Source organism: Pseudomonas citronellolis (genome assembly GCF_001586155.1).
Lineage (GTDB): Bacteria > Pseudomonadota > Gammaproteobacteria > Pseudomonadales > Pseudomonadaceae > Pseudomonas > Pseudomonas citronellolis.
Window position 1 is genome coordinate 4365578 of sequence record NZ_CP014158.1, and the last position, 22718, is coordinate 4388295.

Below are 22718 nucleotides of genomic sequence, written 5' to 3' on the forward strand. Positions count from 1 at the left end.
TCAGCCCTGGTGCAGCGCCCGGTAGTGGCTGGGCGCCATCCCCACCACCCGCTTGAACAGCCGCGAAAAGTAATAGGCATCGGCATAGCCGAGCTGTTCGGCCACCTGGCGCACCTCCAGGTGGCCCTGGTCGAGCAGGCGGCAGGCGTGGGTCATCTTCAACCGGATGAAGTCCTGGATCGGCGCCCGGCCGGTCAGCGCGCGGTAGGTCTTGGCGAAGTGGAAGCGCGACAGGCGGAACTGCGCGGCTAGCTCGTCGAGGTTGAGGCTGCTGTCCAGGTGCTCGCGCATCAGCGCCTGCACCGCCTCGATGTCCAGCACCGCGCCGGACTTCAGCCGGGCGCGCACCGGGCGCAGCGCCAGGGAGGTCAGCAGGGCCTGCAGCAGGTGCGCGGCATGGATGAAGTGCGGCAGGCTCAGGCCCTGGCGGCGCAGCGCCAGCAGCGCGTCGAACTCCCCGCGCAGGCGCGGCTGCACGCCCACCCGCAGGCGCGGCGAGGAACCCAGCGGGCGCAGGAACTCCTCGGCCAGGGCGCCGTCCAGGTGCACCCAGTAGATCGACCAGGGCCGCCCGGGCGCGGCGCCATAGGCGTGGGCCAGGCCCTTGGGCAGCACCAGCAGGTCGCCGGCCAGCACCTCGAATCGTCCATCCGCGCAGCTCAGCCAGCCCTCCCCGGCGCTGCAGTAGATCAGCAGGTGGTCGTCCGGCGCCTGGCGCTCCATGCGGTGCCCGGCGGCGGCCGGGTAATAGCCCAGCGCCAGCGGGTAGCAGGCCTGGCCCAGCGGGTGCCGGGCCAGGGCGCGGCGCAGCCGCGGCGGGGTGATGAAGCGGACACCCTGCTGCGGCAGGGGCCAGGCCGAGAGAAGCGGGCTGCCGGACATGCGGATGAATACCCTGGGAAGTCGATCCAATGCCAAGATCGTCCATCCCCGAGGCAAGATCGTCAATCCACAGCGGGGCCCGCCTCGCGCTATAACCGTGGCAGGCTGTCCCACTTCACAAGAACAAACCGAGGAAGCTCCATGGAATTCGATCTCAGCGAAGAACAGCGCCTGCTGGTGGAAAGCGCCAAAGCCTTCGCCCGCCACGAACTGGCGCCGCACGCCGCGGACTGGGACCGCGAGCACCACTTCCCGGTCGACGTCATCCGCCGCGCCGCCGAGCAGGGCTACCTCGGCCTCTACATCGCCGAGGAAGACGGCGGCCTGGGCCTGTCGCGGCTGTCCGCGTCGCTGATCTTCGAGCAACTGGCCGCCGGCTGCGTGGCCACCACCGCCTACATCACCATCCACAACATGGCCGCCTGGATGCTCGCCAGCTTCGGCGACGCGGCGCTCAAGGAGCAGTGGCTGCCCGGGCTGATCGGCGGCGAGTCGCTGGCCTCCTACTGCCTCACCGAGCCGGACGCCGGCTCCGACGCCGCGCACCTGCGCACCCGCGCCCGCCGCGACGGCGAGGAGTACGTGCTGGACGGCGCCAAGACCTTCATCTCCGGCGCAGGCTCCACCGACGTGCTGATCGTCATGGCGCGCACCGGCGCGGACGGCGCCAAGGGCATCTCCTGCTTCCTGGTGCCGGCCAACGCCGAGGGCATCCGCTACGGCCGCAACGAGGACAAGATGGGCTGGAAGGCCCAGCCCACCCGCACCATCACCTTCGAGGGCGTGCGCATCCCGGCGGGCAACCGCATCGGCCCGGAAGGCCAGGGCTTCGTCTACGCCATGAAGGGCCTGGACGGCGGCCGCCTGAACATCGCCAGCTGCTCCCTGGGCGCGGCCCAGGCGGCGCTGGAGCAGTCGCTGCGCTACGTCGAGGAACGCAAGCAGTTCGGCAAGGCCCTGGCCGAGTTCCAGGCCCTGCAGTTCAAGCTCGCCGACATGCTCACCGACCTCACCGCCAGCCGCCAGATGGTGCGCCTGGCCGCGCACAAGCTGGACCACAAGGACGCCGAGGCGACGCTGTACTGCGCCATGGCCAAGCGCTTCGCCACCGACCGCTGCTTCGCCCTGTGCAACGAGGCCCTGCAACTGCACGGCGGCTACGGCTACCTCAACGACTACCCGCTGGAGCGCTGGGTGCGCGACAGCCGCGTGCACCAGATCCTCGAAGGCACCAACGAAATCATGCGGGTGATAGTCGCGCGCCGCCTGCTCGACCAGGGCGGCATGCTCGACCGCCTGCTGTAACCGCCCCGCACCCGGCCCTCGCCCGTAGGATGGGTTGAGCGAAGCGATACCCATGCCACGAAAAGCACCGCGCAGAAAGATGGAAAAAACGCCCGCCCGCACGGTCCAATCCGAACGCAACGGACATGGACGCCCAGGCCCGGGCCCCCTAGAGTCCCCGCATACCCCGGCGCCGGCCCCGGCCCGCGCCCTGCCAAGGAGAACCCCATGAGCACCGCCGTCGAACCCTACAAGCCCGGCCACTTCGACCTGACCCACAAGCTCACCGTGGAGAAGCATGGCCACACCGCGCTGGTCACCATCAACCACCCGCCGGCCAACACCTGGGACCGCGATTCGCTGATCGGCCTGCGCCAGCTCATCGAGCACCTCAACCGCGACGACGACATCTACGCCCTGGTGATCACCGGCCAGGGGCCGAAGTTCTTCTCCGCCGGCGCCGATCTGAACATGTTCGCCGACGGCGACAAGGCCCGCGCCCGCGAAATGGCCCGGCGCTTCGGCGAGGCCTTCGAGGCGCTGCGCGACTTCCGCGGCGTGTCCATCGCCGCGATCAACGGCTACGCCATGGGCGGCGGCCTGGAATGCGCCCTGGCCTGCGACATCCGCATCGCCGAGCGCCACGCGCAGATGGCCTTGCCCGAGGCCGCGGTGGGCCTGCTGCCGTGCGCCGGCGGCACCCAGGCGCTGGCCTGGCTGGTCGGCGAAGGCTGGGCCAAGCGCATGATCCTCTGCGGCGAGCGGGTGGACGCCGAGACCGCCCAGCGCATCGGCCTGGTCGAGCAGGTGGTGGACAGCGGCGAGGCCCGCGGCACCGCCCTGCTGCTGGCGGCCAAGGTGGCGCGGCAGAGCCCGGTGGCGGTGCGCACCATCAAGCCGCTGATCCAGGGCGCCCGCGAGCGCGGCCCGAACACCTGGCTGCCGGAGGAGCGCGAGCGCTTCGTCGACCTGTTCGACGCCGACGACACCCGCGAGGGCGTCAACGCCTTCCTGGAGAAACGCGAACCGAACTGGCGCAACAAGTAAGGATGACCCGATGAATGTACTTTTCGAGGAACGCCACGGGCTGCACGGCTTCCGCATCGGCATAGCGACCCTGGATGCGGAAAAGAGCCTCAACGCCCTCAGCCTGCCGATGATCGAGGCGCTGCTGCAACGCCTGCAGATCTGGCGCGACGACCCGCACATCGCCTGCGTGCTGCTGCGCGGCGCCGGCACCAAGGCCTTCTGCGCCGGCGGCGACGTGCGCAAGCTGGTCGACGCCTGCCGCGAACACCCCGGAGAGGTGCCGGAACTGGCGCGGCGCTTCTTCGCCGACGAATACCGCCTCGACCACCTCATCCACAGCTACGGCAAGCCGCTGCTGTGCTGGGCCCACGGCTACGTGATGGGCGGCGGCATGGGCCTGATGCAGGGCGCCGGGGTGCGCATCGTCACCCCATCCAGCCGCCTGGCCATGCCGGAGGTGAGCATCGGCCTGTACCCGGACGTCGGCGCCAGTTGGTTCCTCGCCCGCCTGCCGGGGCGCCTGGGCCTGTTCCTCGGCCTGGGCGCCACCCAGATGAACGCCCGCGACGCGCTGGACCTGGACCTGGCCGACCGCTTCCTGCTGGACAACCAGCAGGAGGACCTGATCACCGGGTTGATCCAGCTGAACTGGCGCGAACAGCCGGACGTGCAGTTGCACAGCCTGCTCCGCGCCCTGGAGCACGAGGCCCGCGGCGAACTGCCCGAGGCCCAGCTGCTGCCGCGCCGCGAGCGCCTGGACCAGTTGCTCGACGTGGCCGACGCCAACGACGCCTGGCAGGCCCTGGCCGCCCTGCAGAACGACGCCGATCCGTTGCTGGCCAAGGCCGCGCGGACCCTGGCCAGCGGCTGCCCGCTGACCGCCCGGCTGGTCTGGGAGCAGATCCGCCGCGCGCGCCATTCGTCGCTCGCCGAGGTGTTCCGCATGGAATACGCCATGAGCCTGAACTGCTGCCGCCACCCGGAATTCCCGGAGGGCGTGCGCGCCCGGCTGATCGACAAGGACAACACGCCGCACTGGCACTGGCCACAGATCGCTGCCATACCTGAGGCAGTGGTGGACGCGCATTTCGAGGCGACCTGGGAGGGCGCGCACCCGCTGGCGGACCTGTAGCCCCGCCCCCTCCCCGTGAAAGACGTGCTTCGTGGCGTTCACCCCTGGCAACCAGAGGAGAACGCGGATGAAACAGATAGCCTTCATCGGCCTCGGCCACATGGGCGCGCCCATGGCCGCCAACCTGCTCAAGGCCGGTTACCTGCTGCGGGTCTTCGACCTGGTGCAGAGCGCCGTCGACGGCCTGGTGCCGCTGGGCGCCAGCGCCGCGCGCAGCGCCCACGACGCGGTGGACGGCGTCGACGTGGTGATCACCATGCTGCCGGCCAGCCAGCACGTCGAGGGGCTCTACCTCGGCGAGCAGGGCCTGCTGCAGCACATCGCCCCCGGCACCCTGGTGCTGGAATGCTCCACCATCGCCCCGGCCTCGGCGCGCAAGGTCCATCATGCGGCGGCTGAACGCCGGATTCCCATGCTCGACGCGCCGGTCTCCGGCGGCGTCGGCGGCGCCGTCGCCGGCACCCTCACCTTCATGGTCGGCGGCGACGCCCAGGTGCTGGAGAAGGCCAAGCCGATCTTCTCCGCCATGGGCCGCAACATCTTCCACGCCGGCAGCGACGGCGCCGGCCAGGTGGCCAAGGTGTGCAACAACCAGTTGCTGGCCATCCTCATGATCGGCACCGCCGAATCCCTGGCCCTGGGCGTGGCCAACGGACTGGACCCGCTGGTGCTGTCCGAAATCATGCGGCGCAGTTCCGGCGGCAACTGGGCGCTGGAGGTCTACAACCCCTGGCCCGGGGTGATGGAGAACGCCCCGGCCTCGCGCGGCTACGAGGGCGGCTTCCTCAGCGCGCTGATGGCCAAGGACCTCGGCCTGGCCCAGGAGGCCGCGCAGCTCACCGGCAACGCCACGCCGCTGGGCAGCCTGGCCACCAGCCTCTACCGCCTGCTGCTCAAGCAGGGCTTCGGCGACAAGGACTTCTCGGTGGTGCAGAAGCTGTTCGACCAGGGATTGTGAAGCACAGCTTACGAGTGCATGGCGGCCCGGCCGGTTTTTCCCGCGCAGGGCGTGGCCGATCATGGGCGCCATTCCGCCGTGCTACGGCCTTTGCCCTGGAGCTTAACGATGAAAATCGCCCTGATCGGTGCCACCGGCCATGTCGGCCATTATTTCCTGGAAGAAGCGCTGCGCCGCGGCCTGCTGGTGACGGCGCTGGTCCGCGACCCGGCCAGGCTGGCCAACCGCGCCGGCCTCACCGTCGTGCGCGCCGACGTCTACGACGCCGCGCAGGTGGCCAAGGCGGTTGCCGGCCATGACGTGGTCATCAGCGCCTTCAACGCCGGCTGCGGCAACCCGGACATCCGCGCCGCCCACGCCCGCGGCAGCCAGGCCATCCTCGACGGCGCCAAGGCCGCCGGGGTGAAGCGCCTGCTGGTGCTCGGCGGCGCCGGCAGCCTGGAAATCGCCCCCGGCCAGCGCCTGGTGGACAGCCCGGAATTCCCCGAAGCCTGGAAACAGGGCGCCCTGGGCGCCGCCGACGCCCTCGACCAGTTGCGCGGCGAAAAGGACCTGGACTGGGCCTTCCTCAGCCCGGCCATGCTCCTGGAAGGCGAACAGCGCACCGGCAGCTTCCGCATCGGCGGCGACCAGGTGCTGTTCGACGCCAAAGGCGAAAGCCGCATCTCCCTCCCCGACCTGGCCGTGGCCATGCTCGACGAAGCGGAACGCCCCGCCCACCACCGCCAGCGCTTCACCGTGGCCTATTGAACGGAACACCGTAGGCGGGCCCTGCCCGCGAAATCGCGCGCAGGGCGCGCTCCTACAAGGGAACACCGCGGGTGGGGCGGCGTAGGAGCGGATCTTATCCGCGAATCGCGCCGGTGGTTCCGGCCATCGCGGACAAGGTCCTACGGGCGAGAACGCCATGCCTCCCAGCAAACTGTAGGAGCGGGCCCTGCCCGCGATTTCGCGCGCAGGGCGCGCTCCTACAAGGGAACACCGCGGGTGGGGCGGCGTAGGAGCGGATCCCATCCGCGAACCGCGCCGGTGGTTCCGACCATCGCGGACAAGGTCCTACGGGGAAATGCCGTGCTTGTAGGGGCGCCGAAATGCGGCGGGTAACCGCGAACGGTTATCCGCCCTGCGAACTCGCCGGCTGACGCTGAACTATCCCCCGCTCCGAACGGCCCCCTCTCCCGCTTGCGGGAGAGGGCTGGGGAGAGGGCGCTCTTCCGGGAGTGAACAACTGGCCCGCCGCCTGCGCCGCGATGCTCTGCGTAGGATGGGTTGAGCTTGCGATACCCATCGGACCCTGGTGATGGGTATCGCTTCGCTCAACCCATCCTACGAGGGTACGTCTTCCCGCATCACCCCTCGCGCTTCCCCGGCGTGGCGATATCGAACCAGAACTCGAAGTCATCCAGCATCCCGAACAGCTTGGCCAGCAACAGCGGATTGCCCGAGCTCTTCAGCTTGCCCTGGGCGATCAGCACCACCGGGTTGGCCTCCTTGAGCAGTAGGCGGTTGAGGTCGGCGCGGTCGATGGTCACCGTCTGCCCGGCGTCCTCGCTGTGCACGCCGCGGATGTTGTTCAGGTGCGAGTTCTTCAGCTCCAGCAGGTATTCCTGGCCGATGTCCGGCAACACCAGGTTGATGGCGAAGTCCTCGCCCTCGGCCTTGCCGGCGTTCAGGCGCACGCCCAGGTAGTCGAACAGCAGGCCGGTGTCCATGGCGGCCAGGGCATCGGCGCTGGAGGTCTTCAGCGACGGCAGGTCGCGCGGCACGCCGTGGCGCAGCTCGTCCGCCGCGGCCAGGTAGCTGTTGCGCCAGCCGGCGTTCTCCGCCTGGTAGCCCAGCTGCTCCAGGGCGTCGGCCTGCAGGCGGCGGGCGGCCTGGTTGTCCGGCTCGGCGAAGACCAGCTTGTTGACCACCTCCACCACCCAGCGGTACTCGCCCTGGTCGAAGGATTTCTGCGCCATCTGCAGCACGTGCTCGGCACCGCCCATGAACGCCACGTACTTCTTCGCCGAATCCTCCGGCGCCAGCGGGTTGAGGGTGGCCGGGTTGCCGTCGTAATAGCCCAGGTACTTGTTCACCACCGCGCGCACGTTGTGGCTGACCGAGCCGTGGTAGCCGCGGTTGTACCACTCGTTGGCCAGCTCCGGCGGCAGCTGGAAGCGCTCGTGGATCTGGTTGATGGTCACGCCCTGGTTGGCCAGGTGCAGGCTCTGGTCGTTGAGGTAGCCGTAGAGGTCGCGCTGCTTCTCCAGGGTGCGGACGATGTCCTCATGCCCCCAGCGCGGCCAGTTGTGCACGGCGAACATCACCTCGGCCTGGTTGCCGTAGCGGTGCAGCGCCTCGTTGATGTACTTGCTCCAGCCCAGCGCGTCGCGGGTCTCGGCGCCGCGCAGGGTGTAGAGGTTGTGCAGGGTGCCGGTGACGTTCTCGGCCATCAGCAGGGCCTTCTGCTTCGGCAGCCAGACGTTCATCTCCGAGGGCGACTCGGTGCCGGGGGTGTTCTGGAAGGCGAAGTCGACGCCGTCGATGCGCAGCTGCTCGTCGTCCTTCTCGATCAGCCGGGTCGGCGCGATCAGGCTCATCGGCCCGTGGGCGACGGCCTTGCCGATGGCCATGTCCACCAGCCCGCGTGGGCCCTTGGGCAGCTCGGTGCCGTACTGGTAGGTGGCGCGGCGCAGCATGGCGTTGCCGGCCAGCACGTTCTCCTTGATCGCCGACTCCATGAAGCCCTTGGGCGCGATGATCTGCACCTCGCCCTTGTCCACCTGTTCCTGGCTCACCAGGCCCTTCACCCCGCCGAAGTGGTCGACGTGGGCGTGGCTGTAGATGATCGCCTTGATCGGCTTCTGCCCCAGCTCCTGGCTGACCAGGGCGTAGGCAGCCTTGGAAGTGGCCGGGGTGGTCAGGGTGTCGATGATGATCCAGCCGCTGTCGCCCTGGACGAAGGTGATGTTGGCCAGGTCGAAGCCGCGCACCTGGTAGATGCCGTCGGCGACCTTGTACAGCCCGTACTTGAGGTTGAGCAGGGCCTGGCGCTGCAGGCTGGGGTTGATGCTGTCGATGTCCTGGCCAGCATCGAGGAAGCCGAAGCCGCCCAGTTGCCAGGCCACGCTGCCGTCGTCGTTGCGGATCACCAGCTGTTCCGGGCGCTTGATCAGCCCCTGCTCGACCCGCGCGAAGTCGGCGCGGTCGTTGAACGGCAGCGTCTCGCGGACCTTCTGCTGCAGGGCCACGGTGAAGGCGCTGGGCGGCTTGGGCGCATCGGTGGGGTCGTCGGCGGCGAGCAGCACGGGCGACAGGCCGGCCAGCAGGACGGCGGCGGAAAGGCGCAGCATGGAAAACTCCGGTTCTTGTTATGGGAATGCCTGGCACTATGCCGGCAGGCATGGCAATAATTCCAATGCATTCCTTTACCGATCCTGATGCATACCAAGCATGACCGACCTGCGCCAGCTCCGCCATTTCGTCGCCCTCGCCGAACACGGCCACTTCGCCCGCGCCGCCGAAGCGGTGAACCTCAGCCAGCCGGCGCTCTCGCGCAGCATCCAGGCCCTGGAAAACCAGCTCGACTGCCGCCTGCTCGACCGCAACCCGCGCGGCATCAGCCTGACCGCCCACGGCCGGCTGGTGCTGGAGCACGCCCGCCGCCTGCTGGCCGGCAGCCGCGCGCTGGACAACGCGGTGAGCCAGCTGGGCAACCTGGAGGCCGGCGAACTGCGCCTGGGCGCCGGCCCCTTCCCCGCCGCGCGCCTGCTGCCGCAGACCCTCGCGGCCTTCAGCCGCGCCCACCCGCGGGTCAGCGTGGCGCTGGCCATCGAGAACTGGCAGCTGCTGCACCGGCGCCTGCTGGACGACGAGCTGGAACTGTTCGTCGCCGACTGCCGCGAACTGCAGGGCGACCCGCGCCTGGACATCCAGCCGCTGCGCGAGCACGACAGCCTGCTGTTCTGCCGACCCGGCCACCCGCTGCTGGCGCGCGGGCGCCTGGCCATCGACGACCTGCGCGACTACCCGCTGGCCGGCCCGCGCCTGCCGCGCGACGCCCACCAGCGCCTGGCCCGCAGCCTGGGCCGCGAGCAGCCGCTGGACGTGCAGTGCGACGACGTGCTGATGCTCAAGGAACTGGTGCGCGGCAGCGACGTGCTGTGCCTGGCGGTGGCCGACGTGGTGGCCGCCGACGTCGCCGCCGGGCGCCTGGCCACCCTGCCCTGGCCGCGCCAGGCCGGCGACGCCGCGCTGCGCGGCTCGGCCTACGGCCTGGTGCGCCACGCCAGCCGCAGCCTGTCGCCGGCGGCCCAGGCGTTCGTCGAGCTATTGCTGCAGGTCGACGGCCAGGGCGTCGAAGGCCCGGCGCAGAACGACTGACGGCACCCGAAGGTGCCGTCAGTCATAGCCAGGAAACTATCCAGTCCAAGAAAGCTTCTCCAGCAATCGGGCCACCTCAAGCACATGCTCGTCACGCCCCAACCCACCGACCAGTTGAAGCCCTATGGGTAGTCCCTCCACCGTTCCACAAGGAATGCTGATGGCAGGAAGCCCCAGCAGGTTCCATGCATTGGTCAAGCCCAGCAAGGAGTCCCGCACAGGGATGTCCCGTCCGTCGATATGGACCAAGCGCTCATATAGCCTTGGGGCGACAAGGGGAACCGTCGGCATGGCCAAGAAGTCGTGCTCCCCTAGCAAGGACCCGAAAAGCGCCTGGCATCTTTGGCGTAAGGCCATTCCCCGCACGTACTCCCAGCCCCTGACCTCGCATGATGCCAATAGGCGCTCAAGCACTTCGGGCTGGAACAGTTCGGGGTGCTCCGCAATCCGTTCCGCATGTACCTCGTATGCTTCGCTTTTCTGCACCCAGCCAATGGCTTTGCGCAGATCGTCGACCATCGCCTCCATCAACTGGGCAACAGGAGGCTCTTTCTCCAGGACCGAACTCAGGACCCCGTATACGGACCTCTCGACAGCAGGGCCATATGCCTCGAACAAAGCGGGCGGAACCCAGGCGATCGATATCTCGGCGAGAGATCGCTCCGCAGCCATTGCGGACATGTCCTCCTTCGGTGCGAAAAGAATCCCGGACACTACCGCGGCATCCGCAGCGCTCCCGGCGATCACACCAACATGGTCCAGGGTTTTCGACAGCGGGAATACGCCGTCCATGGGAATGCGAGCGTAGCTGGGCTTGAAGCCGACCACACCGGTCAAGGCCGCGGGTATGCGCACGGAACCTCCCGTATCCGTGCCCAAGGCCACGGGCAGAATGCCGGCGGCAACCGCCACGGCACTCCCGCAACTCGACCCGCCTGGAATTCTCGTTGTGTCCCAAGGATTTCGAGTGGCCCCCTGCACGGCACAGTCCCCCGTGGGGCCGTAGGCGAACTCATGGGTAGTCGTCTTGCCGAAAATGATCGCTCCGGCCTTTCTCAGCGCGGCAACGCATGCCGCATCCCGATCCGGGACATATCCATTGAAGTGCGCGGAGCCCATGGTCATAGGCACGCCGGCAGTGGAAATATTGTCCTTTATGCCGACGGGAATACCGTGCAACGGCCCCTTATCGATGCCTGTGGCCAACTCACGATCAGCCCTCATGGCCTCTTCGAGAGCCTTATCCCTTGCCACATGAGCGAAGGCATTGAGCGCCGGGTTCAGCTTCTCCACGCCATCCAGCGCATGCTTCACCAAAGCCACCGAGGTCAGGCTTCCTGCTCGTATTTCCCGGGCAAGCGCGGTCAGGTCCCTGCCAGCGAAGAAACCAACCGCAGGGGGGTGCAGCTTGTTGCTAATGGACATTTTCAATCCCCATATCGAACCTATCGCGCCTCGGTGACAGCATCGTCGGCGCGCCTGTCTTCATTTCGTGATTTCAGCCCAGGGCGTACCAGCACCATGGCCGACATACCAATGGCCGTTGCCACTGCGGCGGCCATGAACATCGATGAATAGCCGTACTGCAGGGTGAGATATCCCGTCAGCGTGGGAGCCGCGACCGCGCCGATGTTGGCGATGAAATGCATCAATCCACTGAAGGTTCCCACCCGGTTGGCAGGAGAGCTGTCGATGACCACGGCCCAGTAGACCGAATTGGGCAGGGCATTGAGCGCATTCGCCAGCGTCATCAAGGCCACCACCACAACCGCCGACTCAGCCTGGGAAACCAGGAGGAAGCACAGGGTAGTCAACAGCAGGCACGCCGAGGCGAACCAACTACGAGCCACCACCAGCCGGCCACTGCGCCTGAGTAGCCAATCGGACAGGCGCCCTCCGAGCAAAACGGTGAAGCAGGCGCCAATCCAGGGGATCATGCCCATGTACCACAGGGAGGAAAGGGAATAATTGAATTGGTCCTGAAGATATTTAGGCGTCCAGGTCAACAGCAGGAAGTTCACATAAATAAAAGAAAAGTACCCGACTGTATTCAGCACCAGAGTCCTGCTGCGGAAAAACTCCCACCAAGCAAGCTTCAGGCTCCCCTCAACCGACCTGGAGCCGCTGGAGGTTTGTGAGCTTTCAATCTCAGCCAGTTCTTCAGCACAGACGCGTGGATTATCCCTGGGGTGATCGGTAAAAATCCTCATGAACAGGAAGAGAACTACCAACCCTGCAACCCCAAGGATAATGAACATACTTCTCCAACTGCCGGTCAGGTGCAGCAGCCCGACTGAAACCGGAGCGGTCAGCAAGGCCCCCAGGGGAGTGCTCAGCAAACCGAAGCCGACAACGAAGCCACGTTCCCGCGTCGTTGCCCAGTTGCTTATGGTCTTATTGATGATGGAATAGGCCGGCCCTTCGGAAAAACCAAAACACACACGGACCAGCGCGAAACCCGCCAGGGCGGAGCCACCAGCCATGGCCAGGCCAATTTCTCCGGCATAGGCGGTGGCTATCTCGAAGACGGACCAGGCAAAACCCGCAACTATCCATACCCGGCGCGGGCCGAAACGGTCCGCCAGCATCCCGCCGACCAGGGCACCGAACATATAGCCATAGCCGAAGTAACCTAATACAGCACCCCACTCTTTTTTATCTAGTCCGTACTCCCCGGTAATAGCTTCGGCAGCATAAGAGATCGCTCCACGATCAACATAATTGATCAGAGCCAATAGCACGATCATTGAGAAAATCACATAGCGGAAATTTCCATTATTCGAATACACGGGCATACCTCTACAAGGAAGGCGCGAACAGAACACCTTCTGAAAGGAACAGTCAGGCATGAGACATATTCCAATGTCCCGGGCCCCAGCTGGTTTAATTAATGGATACGCAGTGGCAAGAACGGCCGTTCAGTGTTGGCGGGAAGTGAAGAATCAGGGTGTTCATACCCCTGGCAAGTAGCCAATGAGCGGGACGACGAGCAATGTGCAAATTGCCATGGATACCACGTTACCCACATAGGGATGGATATCCCTGGGCAAGCGGCTAGAAACAAAGGTTGCCAACGGCGGCCCCAACAGCGCTCCCAAAGTGGCGCCGACCAGGATGGCGATTGGCGCTCCCCCATAGGTCAATACCGCCGCAGGCGCGACAGAGACCACAGGGATATAGGTCGGATACCAACCTCTGGCTATCCACTGGCGACGCCAGATCACGACTCCCACGGCCGAAGCCAGAGCCTGGGCCGTCAACAGCGGGGCAAGCAGCCCGGTCCCGTAGACAGGTCCCAAAGGATTCAATACCGCAGCGAGCATGACGCCCAGGATAAGCCCCAGGCTGGCCAGCTCGTTTCCCCAGAACGGGGCCTCCGTGAAGTCCGCCAGGATTCTTCTGACCGTCCAGATCGCACCATGGCCCGTCTGAACGGATGGGTTCGGCGAATCACCCGTCTCCACGTCCCCGGTATTACCGCGCAACCACTGCAGGCGACGGCAAAGAATGAACGCGATCACGCTACCAAGCGCCATGCCGCCGACATTACCGATGACGCTTGGCAGGGAGAGTGGATTGCAGAAGTAATTGACGATCAGCAATGAGCAAGGGGTGACCAGCAACGCCCCCATTACCGCTCCGGTCAATGCCACCCGCCAGCCTCGGCCAAACATGAGGACCATCGCCGCCGGCAAGGAAACGAAGGGGACGAAGGTGGGTTGCCAGGCAGTGCTGGCAAACAACGTCCAGCCCCACAGCAGATTACTCAGGACCAACCCAAGTACCGAACTCAGCAGTATCCAGAGCCAAAGCCCCGTGCCATAGGCAATGGCAAAACCCTGCCAGGCTCTCCCCTTCCGGTATCCCCAGTAGGCCAGGAGCGCACCGGCGAGCATGCCAATGGAGGCGAGCTCATGTTTGTAAAAGGTCGCCTCGCTCATGTCGCCCAATAGCCAACGCAATGCTGCCATGGGCCCGGGCAGTTCGGCCATCAGCCCGGCGAACCCCGGCCAGGATGCGCTGGACGACTGGCCGAGAAAGGTGGCGGCATAGGCGAGACTCGACAGAACGGCCACCAATACAGCAGCGGCCATGCCGTTCACGACCAGAGTGAGAATGGGAGCGTTCCGGCTGCCGGCTTTTCCAGCCATGGATGCGTTTTCCATGAAGAGTCTCCTCAGCGTGGAAAAGCGCGATGGCCGGTATAGCCCAGCATGGCGTCGTAGAGATCGACACGACGATCACGCAGCAGGTCGTTCAGGTTGTTCCATATCGGCGCGCTGCGCGCCGAGCTCAGGTCCACATCGGCATAGAGGATGACCTCCTTGTCCGCGGGAGCCACCTCGCCGATAGGCCATCCATTGGTGCCAGCGATCAGCGAACATCCCAGGAAACGCTCGCCCCTGTCCGTTCCCACGCGATTTGCCGCTGCGATGAAGACATTGTTCACATGGGCAGCGGTCATCGTCAGATAGGACGCCATGCACTTGCCCGACTCGTCGAACAGCGGCGGCGGCGTCCACACCCAGTTGTTGACGCTGCAGATGATGTCGGCGCCTTGCTGCGCCAGCAGACGCGGAACTTCGGGAAACCAGATATCCCAGCAGATCAGCAGGCCAATGCGGCCAATCGGCGTATCGAACACCGGGAAGCCCAGGTTCCCCGGAGTGAACCAGAGTTTTTCCAGGTTCCACAGGTGGGCCTTGCGATAGTGGCCAATGAAGCCTTCCGGCCCAACCAGCACGGCAGAGTCGTAGAGTTGCATCCCCTCCCGCTCGGCCACGCCGGCAACAAGATAGACCTTGTGCTTGCGCGCGAAATCCATCCAGACCTGAACACTTGGCCCGTTGGGTACCTCCTCGGCGTGCTCGAACGCCTCCTCGCGCGAAGTGAACAAATAGCCCGTGTTCGCCAGTTCAGGCATCACGATCAGGTTGGCCCCAGCCTCCGCCGCTTGCTGAGCCATCCCCAGCCCGTGCCGTAGATTGCGATCCCGATTTTCCATGCCGACCTGCGGATCGAACTGGAGTACTGCGATGCGCACCGGGCTCACGCCCGCGCCTTGGGTTTGACTCATGACTTTTTCCTCTTTTTGTTGTTAGGCAAACGTTTGGCCAAAACAACCCAAACGTTTGGGTTTGCGAAATATGGAGGATCAGGAAAAAAAGTCAACCCTCATGAAAAGCACTTCGTCGCCCTCGAAAAGACTGGCCGAGACCTGCTTGCCCCAGCCGTCGATGTTCAAATCCCGCTGGGAAGGCGGCACACTTGCGGCTCCTCCCCCGCAACACACCCGCATGAAGGAAGGTATGGAGAACCGGAGAAACAAGCCCATCACGCTGAAGGAGCTTTCTGCGCGCCTGGGGGTCCATGTCTCCACGGTATCCCGCGTGTTGAATGGCTCGCAGGACAGCGCTGCACTGGCGGCCTCCCCCGAAACGGTCCAGCGCATCAGGCAACTCGCCGCGGAATTGAACTATCGACCCAACCCACACGCCACCAGCCTCAAGACCCAGCGCAGCCAGGTCATAGGGGTTCTGGTACCGCGCCTGTCGGACCTGGTGCTGGCGACCATCTACGAAGGCATCGACGAAGCAGCGACGAACAATCGCGTCTTCACCTTCGTCTTCAACACCAACGACTCGCTGGAGAACCAACGCGAAAGAGGAGAAATGGCCCTGGCCCGACGGGTCGACGGGCTGATCATCGGCGATGCGCACATGACCTCGGACAATCGGTTCCTGCAGGACATCGCCAAGCGAGGCATTCCGTTCGTGCTGGTCAGCCGCCATGCCGGCGACTACTGTGCGGTTACTTGCGACGACTACCAAGGTGGCCGCCTGGCCGCGCAGTACTTCCTGGAACAAGGGCATACCCGGCTAGCGGTGATTGCTGGGGAAACCTTCGCCAGCACCGGTCTGGACAGAACCGCGGGCTTCGTCGAGCGCTGCCGGGAAGCAGGTATCCGGATTCCACCCGAGTGGATCCTGAACAGCCATTTCGATGCACCTGCCGGCTATGAATCCGGTATGAAGCTGCTTTCCGAATCCACCCCACCCACTGCAATATTCGCGGTCAACGACTTCCTCGCAATCGGGCTCATGGGTGCGGCCAGGGCCCATGGCCTAACGCCGGGGCGCGATATCGCCATCATTGGATTCAACGATACGCCCCTCGCCTCCCAACTCCCGATACCACTGAGCAGCGTGCGCTCTCCCATGCACGAGATGGGCTATCGCTCCGTCGAACTGCTGCTGAAGCTCATGGAAGGGAAAACAGTGGAATCCGAAAAGCTGGCGCCATCGCTGATCGTCCGGGATAGCGCCCAGTACCACCATCCTTGATGGCCGCCCTTGGCACTGACGGCACCCGAAGGTGCCGTCAGCAGGGGCATCAGCGACGCCAGTAGTAGCCGGGGGCCGGGGCGTAGCGTACCGGCGGCGGCGGAGGCGCGTAGTAGCGATGGCCACCGCGCCAGCCGCCATGGTCGTGTTCGTAGACCACGCAGCCGGACAGCGGCAGGAACAACAGCAGGGCAACGAGAAGGCGACGCATGGCTAACTCCTGATCGGCATCCGCTTCGAATCAGCGGCTTATACGATCAGACCCGGCGCCCCGGCGGCGGTGCCCGGCTACAGGGTAAAGCTTATGTAAATCACGGATTTACCCGCAGCGCGGGCAGGTGCAGCACGCCGAAGAACAGTACCTGCAGGCGTTCCAGCCAGGGTTGCCGGCGCGCCTTCAGGCGCCGGCCCAGCAGCAGCACCTCGCCGGCGTGCAGCGCCAACAGCACGACCGAGAGCAACAGCAGCGGGCGGTACAGCTCGCCGAACGGGTACAGCAGGTTGACCGCGGCGGCCAGCCAGAACATGGCCAGCGCGCCCTTGGCGAAGGACAGCAGGTGCGACATGGGCGACTCCGATGGGGTGGATGGTCCGCGCAGTCTGCCGTGGGCCGCGCACCGGCCGACACCGACTTTCGACTGGCGCACCAGGATGTGGCGGCGTGCCTCATCAGGGCGCATGGCGGCCCGGCGCAACACCCCGCCCGGCGGAGCCAAGCCTTCTGCCACGGGCCCTGGGCGAAGTTGGCACGCCCCTCGCTTTGTCAGCGGCGTGCAGGAATCGCCCGCCAACGCGGGCCGGCGGCACCACAATTCGAAAATGGATGGCTAGGGTTCCGGCTCGCATGGCGAGTGACTGGTCCGAGAGCCATCGACCTCCAGCGAGGTTACACGGCGGGACAAAAGCCCGGGAGAAGAGCGCGACCTAGCCGCCCGACTCCTGCCCGCCCGACAACCAACCGGAGGTTCCCCATGCGCAAGCCCCGTCTGCCCGCCCTGCTCGCCGCAGCCCTGACAGCCCTAAGCCTCGGCGCCTCCGCCGCGCCCAAGGACAGCTTCAACCTCTGCTGGACCATCTACGCCGGCTGGATGCCCTGGGAATACGCCGCCAGCCACGGCATCGTCGACAAGTGGGCGAAGAAGTACGGCATCCAGATCAAGGTCACCCAGCTCAACGACTACATCGAGTCGATCAACCAGTACACCGCCGGGCAGTTCGACGGCTGCACCATGACCAACATGGACGCCCTGACCATCCCCGCCGCCGGCGGCGTGGACTCCACCGCGCTGATCGTCAGCGACTTCTCCAACGGCAACGACGGCATCGTGGTCAAGGGCGCGGGCAAGACCGTCGCCGACCTCAAGGGCATGGACATCAACCTGGTGGAACTGTCGGTCTCCCACTACCTGCTGGCCCGCGCCCTGGAGCACGCCGGGCTGAGCGAGAAGGACGTGAAGACCGTGAACACCTCCGACGCCGACATCGCCGCGGCCTTCAACACCGACGAGGTGCAGGCGGTGACCACCTGGAACCCGATGCTCGCCGAAGCCCGCGCCAAGCCCGGCACCAGCGAGGTGTTCGACTCCAGCAAGGTGCCCGGCGAGATCATGGACATGATGGTGGTCAACAGCCGGACGCTGAAGGACAACCCGGCCCTGGGCAAGGCCCTGGCCGGCGCCTGGTTCGAGACGGTGGCGCTGATGAAGGCCGACGACGCGCAAGCCAAGGCTGCCCTGGAACACATGGCCAAGGCCTCGGGCACCGACCTCGCCGGCTACCAGGCGCAATTGGCCACCACCCGGCTGTTCGCCACCCCGGCCGAGGCCCTGGCCTTCGCCACCAGCCCGGCGCTGGCGGAAACCATGCAGCGCGTCGCGAAGTTCTCCTTCGCCCACGGCCTGCTCGGCGAAGGCGCCAAGTCGGCCGACGCGGTGGGCATGAGCTTCGCCGGCGGCGCCAGCTACGGCGACGCCGGCAACCTCAAGCTGCGCTTCGACCCGACCTACGTGCAGCTGGCCGCCGACGGCAAGCTCTGACGCGTGGTTTCTGGTTCCCCGCGTTCGCGGGGATGACGAGACGAGGCTCCTTCCCCCAGCGTCATTCCCGCGAACGCGCACTACTGTCCGGAATATTTTCGAGGGGGCGTCTGGAGGGCTTGCGGGGGCTGAAGGCACGGGTTAAACCGTTGAGCGCCAACTCAACCTCACAGCCCCCGCAAGATGTTCAGGATAAGCCGTTTTCACGATGTACTAAAAGCGCTGCCTCGCGGCGTCTTCGATCGACTGGTCGCCGAACACGGCGCCGACAAGCACAGCAAGCGCTTTGGCAGCTGGGATCACCTGGTCGCCATGGTGTATGCCCAACTGGCCGGCGTGAGCAGCCTGCGGGCGCTTGAAACCAGCTTCAACAGCCATCCCCATCAGCACTATCACCTGGGGACGGGCCCGATCCGGCGTTCCACCCTGGCCGATGCCAACGAACGCCGTAATACCGAGGTCTTCGCCCAGGTTGCGCACTACCTGATGGCGGGCGTCTGCCGGCAGTTACGCCGTGACGGGAAGGAACTGCTGTACCTGCTGGACTCCACCACGATCACCCTCAAGGGCCCTGGCTTCGACGAATGGACGCTGTCCAATCGAACCCGCTCCCAGGGGCTGAAAGTCCATGTGCTGTATGCCGAGCAGGCGGCAGCACCGGTGCATTGCAGCTTCAGCGCAGCCAACGTCAACGACATCGACGAAGGCCGGACGCTGGGTATCGAGCCACAGGCCACCTACGTATTCGACAAGGGCTATTACGACTTCAACTGGTGGGCGAGCCTGGATGCCCAGAAGGCCCGCTTCGTCACACGATTCAAGTCCAATGTGCGGCTCAAGGTCCTGGCCCAGCGCGAGGTTCCCCAGCAAGACCGGGAAACGATCCTGCGAGACGAAGAGGTGAGCTTCTCCAACCGCAACCCAGGTGGCCGACGGCGTAATCACTACACCCAGCCCCTGCGGCGGATCCTGGTGAACCGCCCAGGCGATGAGCCGCCTCTGAGCCTGGCGACCAACGACCTGAGCAGCCCGGCGGCAGAAATCGCCGAGCGCTATCGGGATCGCTGGCGGATCGAGCTGTTTTTCAAATGGATCAAGCAACACCTGAAGGTCAGGCGTTTCCTGGGCCGTAGCGAGAATGCCGTGCGCATCCAGATTCTCTGTGCGCTGATCAGCTACTTGCTGCTGAACCTTTACCAACGCAGGACGGGAACGCGGCAAAGCCTGTGGATGCTGATGGTGGAGGTACAGGCAACGCTGTTTCAGCGCCCAGGCCTGGAGGCCGAACGTTACCGACGACGGCAGGAGCGAATACGCGAGATCAACCTGCGTCAGGGGCAGCTGTTAATAGCATGAGGCGTGCCGGACAGCAGTGCGCGAACGCGGGAACCCAATGAAAAACAGGTAGGGAACCATGCGCCTGATCAACCTCCACCCCCAGCGCGGCGGCCGCCTGTTCCTGGTGCTGCTGCCCTTCGCCCTGCTGCTGTTCGCCTACCTCACCGGCTCGGCGGCGCGGCTGGCGGAGAACCCCAACGACAAGCTGCTGCCCGGCGTCGCGCAGATGGCCGACGCCGTCCAGCGCCTGGCCTTGCACGAAGACAAGCGCACCGGCGAAGTGCTGTTCTGGGGCGACACCGGCGCCAGCCTGCAGCGCCTCGGCCTGGGCCTGGGCATCGCCGCCCTGCTCGGCCTGGTGCTGGGCATCGCCGCCGGCAGCGTGCCGCTGTTCGGCGCGCCGCTGTCGCCGCTGCTCACGGTGCTGTCGATGATCCCGCCGCTGGCGATATTGCCGGTGCTGTTCATCGTCTTCGGCCTCGGCGAGCTGTCCAAGGTGGTGCTGATCGTCATCGGCGTCGCCCCCTGCATCGCCCGCGACATCGAGCAGCGCGCCCGGGAAATCCCCAACGAGCTGCTGATCAAGGCGCAGACCCTCGGCGCCAGCACCTGGACGCTGATCCTGCGCGTGATGCTGCCGCAACTGCTGCCGCGCCTGCTGGTCTCGCTGCGGCTGATGCTCGGCTCGGCCTGGCTGTTCCTCATCGCCGCCGAGGCCATCGCCGCCACCGACGGCCTGGGCTACCGCATCTTCCTCGTGCGCCGCTACCTGGCCATGGACGTGATCCTGCCCTACGTGGCCTGGATCACCCTGCTCGCCTGGCTGATGGACTGGGCCCTGCGCGTGCTCACCCGGCGCGCCTTCCCCTGGTACGAAGGAGGCAAGGCATGAGCTTCATCGACGTGAACAACGTCTGGCAGGAATACGCCGACAACGTGATCCTCGAACGCCTGAACCTGCGCGTCGCCGAAGGCGAGTTCTGCACCCTGGTCGGCGCCTCCGGCTGCGGCAAGTCCACCTTCCTGCGCCTGCTGCTGGGCCAGGAACGCCCCAGCCGCGGCGAGCTGCTGCTGGACGGCAAGCGCCTGGCCGCCGAACCCGACCCGAGCCGCGGCGTGGTGTTCCAGCGCTACTCGGTGTTCCCGCACCTGAGCGTGCTCGACAACGTCGCCCTGGGCCTGGAGCTGCCGCGCTCGAAACTGCTCGGCCGGCTGTTCGGCGCGGCCCGCCGCGAGGCCCGCGCACAGGCCGCCGAACTGCTGCGCAAGGTCGGCCTCGGCCATGCCCTGGACAAGTACCCCAGCGCGCTCTCCGGCGGCATGCAGCAGCGCCTGGCCATCGCCCAGGCGCTGGTGATGAAGCCGCGCGTGCTGCTGCTCGACGAACCCTTCGGCGCCCTCGACCCGGGCATCCGCAAGGACATGCACGAACTGCTGCTGCAGCTCTGGCGGGAAACCCAGCTGACCGTGTTCATGGTCACCCACGACCTGTCCGAGGGCTTCAGCCTGGGCACCCGCCTGCTGGTCTTCGACAAGGTCCGCCACGACCCGCAGGCGCCCAACGCCTACGGCGCCCGCATCACCTACGACATCCCGCTCAACGCCGACCGCCGCGCGGCCCGCGCCGCCCTCCCCGCGCCCCTGGCGGCGCGCCTGGAGCAGCCGGCCGCGCCGGTGATCACCCCGGCCTACTGAGGAAACCCCCATGACCGCATCCCTCGCCCTGCGCCCCACCCTCTACGAGGAAACCGTCCCCGGCGGCGGCCACACCTCCTTCGTCCTCAAGCGCGGCCAGTTGCTGCGCCTGACCGACCTCGAAGGCGGCGGCAACGTCAGCCTGCTGCTGTTCAACGCCCAGGAGAAAAGCGAGCGGCTGAACCTGCCGGACAGCCTCAAGGCCCAGCACACCGCCAAGCTCACTGCCGGCCACTGCCTGTACTCGGACATGGGCCGGGTGCTGGCGGCCATCAGCGCCGACACCTGCGGCTGGCACGACAGCTTCGGCGGCGTGCTCAACGCCGCCGAAGTGCTGGAGAAGTACGGCCAGGGCCGCTACCAGGAACTGCGCAACGGCTTCCACCGCAACGGCGCGGACAACCTGCTGGTGGAAATGGGCAAGTGGGACATGCGCCTGCAGGACCTGCTGATGTGCCTGAACCTGTTCAGCCGCGTGGACGTCGACGCCGACGGCTGCTTCCGCTTCGTCGAGGGCAACTCCAAGGCCGGCGACTACGTCGAGCTGTACGCGCCGATGGACACCCTGGTGGTGCTCACCGCGCTGCAGCACCCCATGGACCCGAACCCGCGCTACGCGCCCAAGCCCATCGGCCTGTCCTGGCACAAGGTCGAATCCGACGGCATCAGCGTGCTCTGCCGCACTTCGCGGCCGGAGAACGGCCGCGGCTTCCACAACACCGAACGCCTGTTCATCTGATTGGAAAAGACAGAGGACACTTGCATGCCCATCAGCCACAGCGCCAAGCACCCCGAAGCCGCCGTCTCGCGCACTCTCATCAATGCCGGCGAACCCAGCCTGAGCGAACTCAAGGCCGGCCAGACCCTGCGCATCCTCGACCTGGAAGGCAACCAGGCGGTCGACACCCTGTTCTACAACGCGCGCAACCCACGCGAGCGCTACGACGTGCAGCGCACCCTGCGCAAACAGGGCAGCGTCTACCTCAGCGCCGGCAGCGTGCTCTATTCCAACCTCGGCAACCCGATGCTGAGCATCGTCGCCGACACCTGCGGCCGCCACGACACCCTCGGCGGCGCCTGCGCCCAGGAAAGCAACACGGTGCGCTACGCCCTGGACAAGCGCTACATGCACAGCTGCCGCGACAACTTCCTGCGCGCGGCCCTGCACGACGGGCGCCTGGGCAAGGCCGACATCAGCCACAACATCAACTTCTTCATGAACGTGCCGGTCACCGCCGAGGGCGGCCTGACCTTCGAGGACGGCATCTCCGCCGCCGGCAAGTACGTCGAGCTGCTCGCGCACATGGACGTCATCGTGCTGATCTCCAACTGCCCGCAACTGAACAACCCCTGCAACGGCTGGAACCCGACGCCGGCGGAGTTGCTGGTATGGGACTGAAGCAGCCGCAAGCAGCAAGCGGCAGGCTGCAAGCGGTACGGCGCTGGCTGTTCCTGCTGTGCCAGAGCCGTTCGGGACAATGCCTGCACGGAGCCCCCGTAGGATGGGTTGAGCCCCGCGAAACCCATCGCGAATCCTCCGGCGATTGATGGGTATCGCTTCGCTCAACCCATCCTATGGAACCTGTTTCCACCACGGACGACCGTGGTGCGCACCGACTGACGGCGGGACGGCCCGCCACCCCATGGGGACTTCC

Annotated in this window: 21 protein-coding genes and 1 riboswitch; of the genes, 13 read left to right on the top strand and 8 right to left on the bottom strand. The window is 66.1% G+C overall.

Annotated elements, in window-relative coordinates:
* Positions 1-882: an AraC family transcriptional regulator gene (locus tag PcP3B5_RS18930; protein WP_061562117.1), complete on the bottom strand. Its 882-nt coding sequence runs from the start codon at positions 880-882 to the stop codon at positions 1-3.
* Positions 883-1023: 141 nt separating this feature from the next.
* Here PcP3B5_RS18930 and PcP3B5_RS18935 point away from each other — a divergent pair, with 141 nt between their 5' ends.
* The 5 genes from PcP3B5_RS18935 (at position 1024) to PcP3B5_RS18955 (ending at position 6035) form a co-directional block, all read left to right on the top strand.
* Positions 1024-2187, top strand: coding sequence for an isobutyryl-CoA dehydrogenase (locus PcP3B5_RS18935; protein ID WP_061562118.1), 1164 nt, complete (start codon positions 1024-1026; stop codon positions 2185-2187).
* Between the two features lie 207 nt (positions 2188-2394).
* Positions 2395-3213, top strand: coding sequence for an enoyl-CoA hydratase (locus PcP3B5_RS18940; RefSeq protein WP_009618757.1), 819 nt, complete (start codon positions 2395-2397; stop codon positions 3211-3213).
* A 10-nt stretch (positions 3214-3223) separates the two neighbouring features.
* On the top strand, positions 3224-4327 hold the full coding sequence (locus PcP3B5_RS18945; RefSeq protein ID WP_061562119.1) for an enoyl-CoA hydratase/isomerase family protein: 1104 nt from the start codon (positions 3224-3226) through the stop codon (positions 4325-4327).
* Positions 4328-4394: 67 nt separating this feature from the next.
* Complete coding sequence (gene mmsB / locus PcP3B5_RS18950) at positions 4395-5285, top strand: 3-hydroxyisobutyrate dehydrogenase (protein WP_061562120.1); 891 nt, start codon at positions 4395-4397, stop codon at positions 5283-5285.
* 108 nt (positions 5286-5393) lie between these two features.
* The gene (locus tag PcP3B5_RS18955; protein ID WP_061562121.1) at positions 5394-6035 is read left to right on the top strand and encodes an NAD(P)-dependent oxidoreductase; all 642 of its coding nucleotides are present in this window, start codon (positions 5394-5396) and stop codon (positions 6033-6035) included.
* A 599-nt stretch (positions 6036-6634) separates the two neighbouring features.
* On the opposite strand, the gene PcP3B5_RS18960 is transcribed toward PcP3B5_RS18955, so the two are convergent.
* Positions 6635-8620: an alkyl/aryl-sulfatase gene (locus tag PcP3B5_RS18960; RefSeq protein ID WP_061562122.1), complete on the bottom strand. Its 1986-nt coding sequence runs from the start codon at positions 8618-8620 to the stop codon at positions 6635-6637.
* A 100-nt stretch (positions 8621-8720) separates the two neighbouring features.
* On the opposite strand from PcP3B5_RS18960, the gene PcP3B5_RS18965 reads away from it, so the two are divergent.
* Positions 8721-9650 (top strand): LysR family transcriptional regulator, encoded by a 930-nt coding sequence (locus tag PcP3B5_RS18965; protein ID WP_061562123.1) that lies wholly within the window; start codon positions 8721-8723, stop codon positions 9648-9650.
* Positions 9651-9686: 36 nt separating this feature from the next.
* Here the strand turns inward: PcP3B5_RS18965 and PcP3B5_RS18970 are convergent, their stop codons facing one another.
* From PcP3B5_RS18970 to PcP3B5_RS18985, 4 genes are all read right to left on the bottom strand, one after another.
* Entirely contained in the window at positions 9687-11075 is a 1389-nt protein-coding gene (locus PcP3B5_RS18970; RefSeq protein WP_061562124.1) for an amidase, read from the bottom strand.
* 20 nt (positions 11076-11095) lie between these two features.
* Positions 11096-12397, bottom strand: coding sequence for an MFS transporter (locus PcP3B5_RS18975; RefSeq protein WP_145923988.1), 1302 nt, complete (start codon positions 12395-12397; stop codon positions 11096-11098).
* 204 nt (positions 12398-12601) lie between these two features.
* Positions 12602-13816 (bottom strand): hypothetical protein, encoded by a 1215-nt coding sequence (locus tag PcP3B5_RS18980; RefSeq protein ID WP_061562126.1) that lies wholly within the window; start codon positions 13814-13816, stop codon positions 12602-12604.
* An 11-nt stretch (positions 13817-13827) separates the two neighbouring features.
* The gene (locus PcP3B5_RS18985) at positions 13828-14727 is read right to left on the bottom strand and encodes a nitrilase family protein (protein ID WP_061562127.1); all 900 of its coding nucleotides are present in this window, start codon (positions 14725-14727) and stop codon (positions 13828-13830) included.
* 100 nt (positions 14728-14827) lie between these two features.
* Between PcP3B5_RS18985 and PcP3B5_RS18990 the strand changes: the two genes are divergently transcribed.
* Complete coding sequence (locus PcP3B5_RS18990) at positions 14828-15994, top strand: LacI family DNA-binding transcriptional regulator (protein ID WP_237143049.1); 1167 nt, start codon at positions 14828-14830, stop codon at positions 15992-15994.
* A 49-nt stretch (positions 15995-16043) separates the two neighbouring features.
* Here PcP3B5_RS18990 and PcP3B5_RS32035 read toward each other — a convergent pair whose 3' ends face one another.
* Positions 16044-16205, bottom strand: coding sequence for a hypothetical protein (locus PcP3B5_RS32035; RefSeq protein WP_203228507.1), 162 nt, complete (start codon positions 16203-16205; stop codon positions 16044-16046).
* Positions 16206-16305: 100 nt separating this feature from the next.
* A complete protein-coding gene (locus tag PcP3B5_RS18995) occupies positions 16306-16560 on the bottom strand; it encodes a DUF1145 domain-containing protein (protein ID WP_058070261.1) in 255 nt (84 codons plus the stop codon).
* A gap of 250 nt (positions 16561-16810) precedes the next feature.
* Positions 16811-16909, top strand: a riboswitch (guanidine-I (ykkC/yxkD leader).
* Positions 16910-16965: 56 nt separating this feature from the next.
* On the opposite strand from PcP3B5_RS18995, the gene PcP3B5_RS19000 reads away from it, so the two are divergent.
* From PcP3B5_RS19000 to PcP3B5_RS19025, 6 genes are all read left to right on the top strand, one after another.
* Positions 16966-18030, top strand: coding sequence for a putative urea ABC transporter substrate-binding protein (locus PcP3B5_RS19000; protein ID WP_061562129.1), 1065 nt, complete (start codon positions 16966-16968; stop codon positions 18028-18030).
* Positions 18031-18213: 183 nt separating this feature from the next.
* Complete coding sequence (locus tag PcP3B5_RS19005; protein ID WP_061560270.1) at positions 18214-19386, top strand: IS4 family transposase; 1173 nt, start codon at positions 18214-18216, stop codon at positions 19384-19386.
* A 58-nt stretch (positions 19387-19444) separates the two neighbouring features.
* The gene (locus tag PcP3B5_RS19010) at positions 19445-20260 is read left to right on the top strand and encodes an ABC transporter permease (protein WP_061562130.1); all 816 of its coding nucleotides are present in this window, start codon (positions 19445-19447) and stop codon (positions 20258-20260) included.
* Positions 20257-21063, top strand: a complete 807-nt coding sequence (locus PcP3B5_RS19015; RefSeq protein ID WP_061562131.1) for an ABC transporter ATP-binding protein — start codon at positions 20257-20259, stop codon at positions 21061-21063. The genes PcP3B5_RS19010 and PcP3B5_RS19015 overlap by 4 nt, the downstream gene beginning before the upstream one ends.
* Before the next feature lie 10 nt (positions 21064-21073).
* Positions 21074-21802, top strand: a complete 729-nt coding sequence (locus tag PcP3B5_RS19020) for an urea amidolyase associated protein UAAP1 (RefSeq protein WP_061562132.1) — start codon at positions 21074-21076, stop codon at positions 21800-21802.
* A gap of 24 nt (positions 21803-21826) precedes the next feature.
* A complete protein-coding gene (locus tag PcP3B5_RS19025) occupies positions 21827-22462 on the top strand; it encodes an urea amidolyase associated protein UAAP2 (protein ID WP_061562133.1) in 636 nt (211 codons plus the stop codon).
* The last annotated feature ends 256 nt before the right edge of the window (positions 22463-22718 follow it).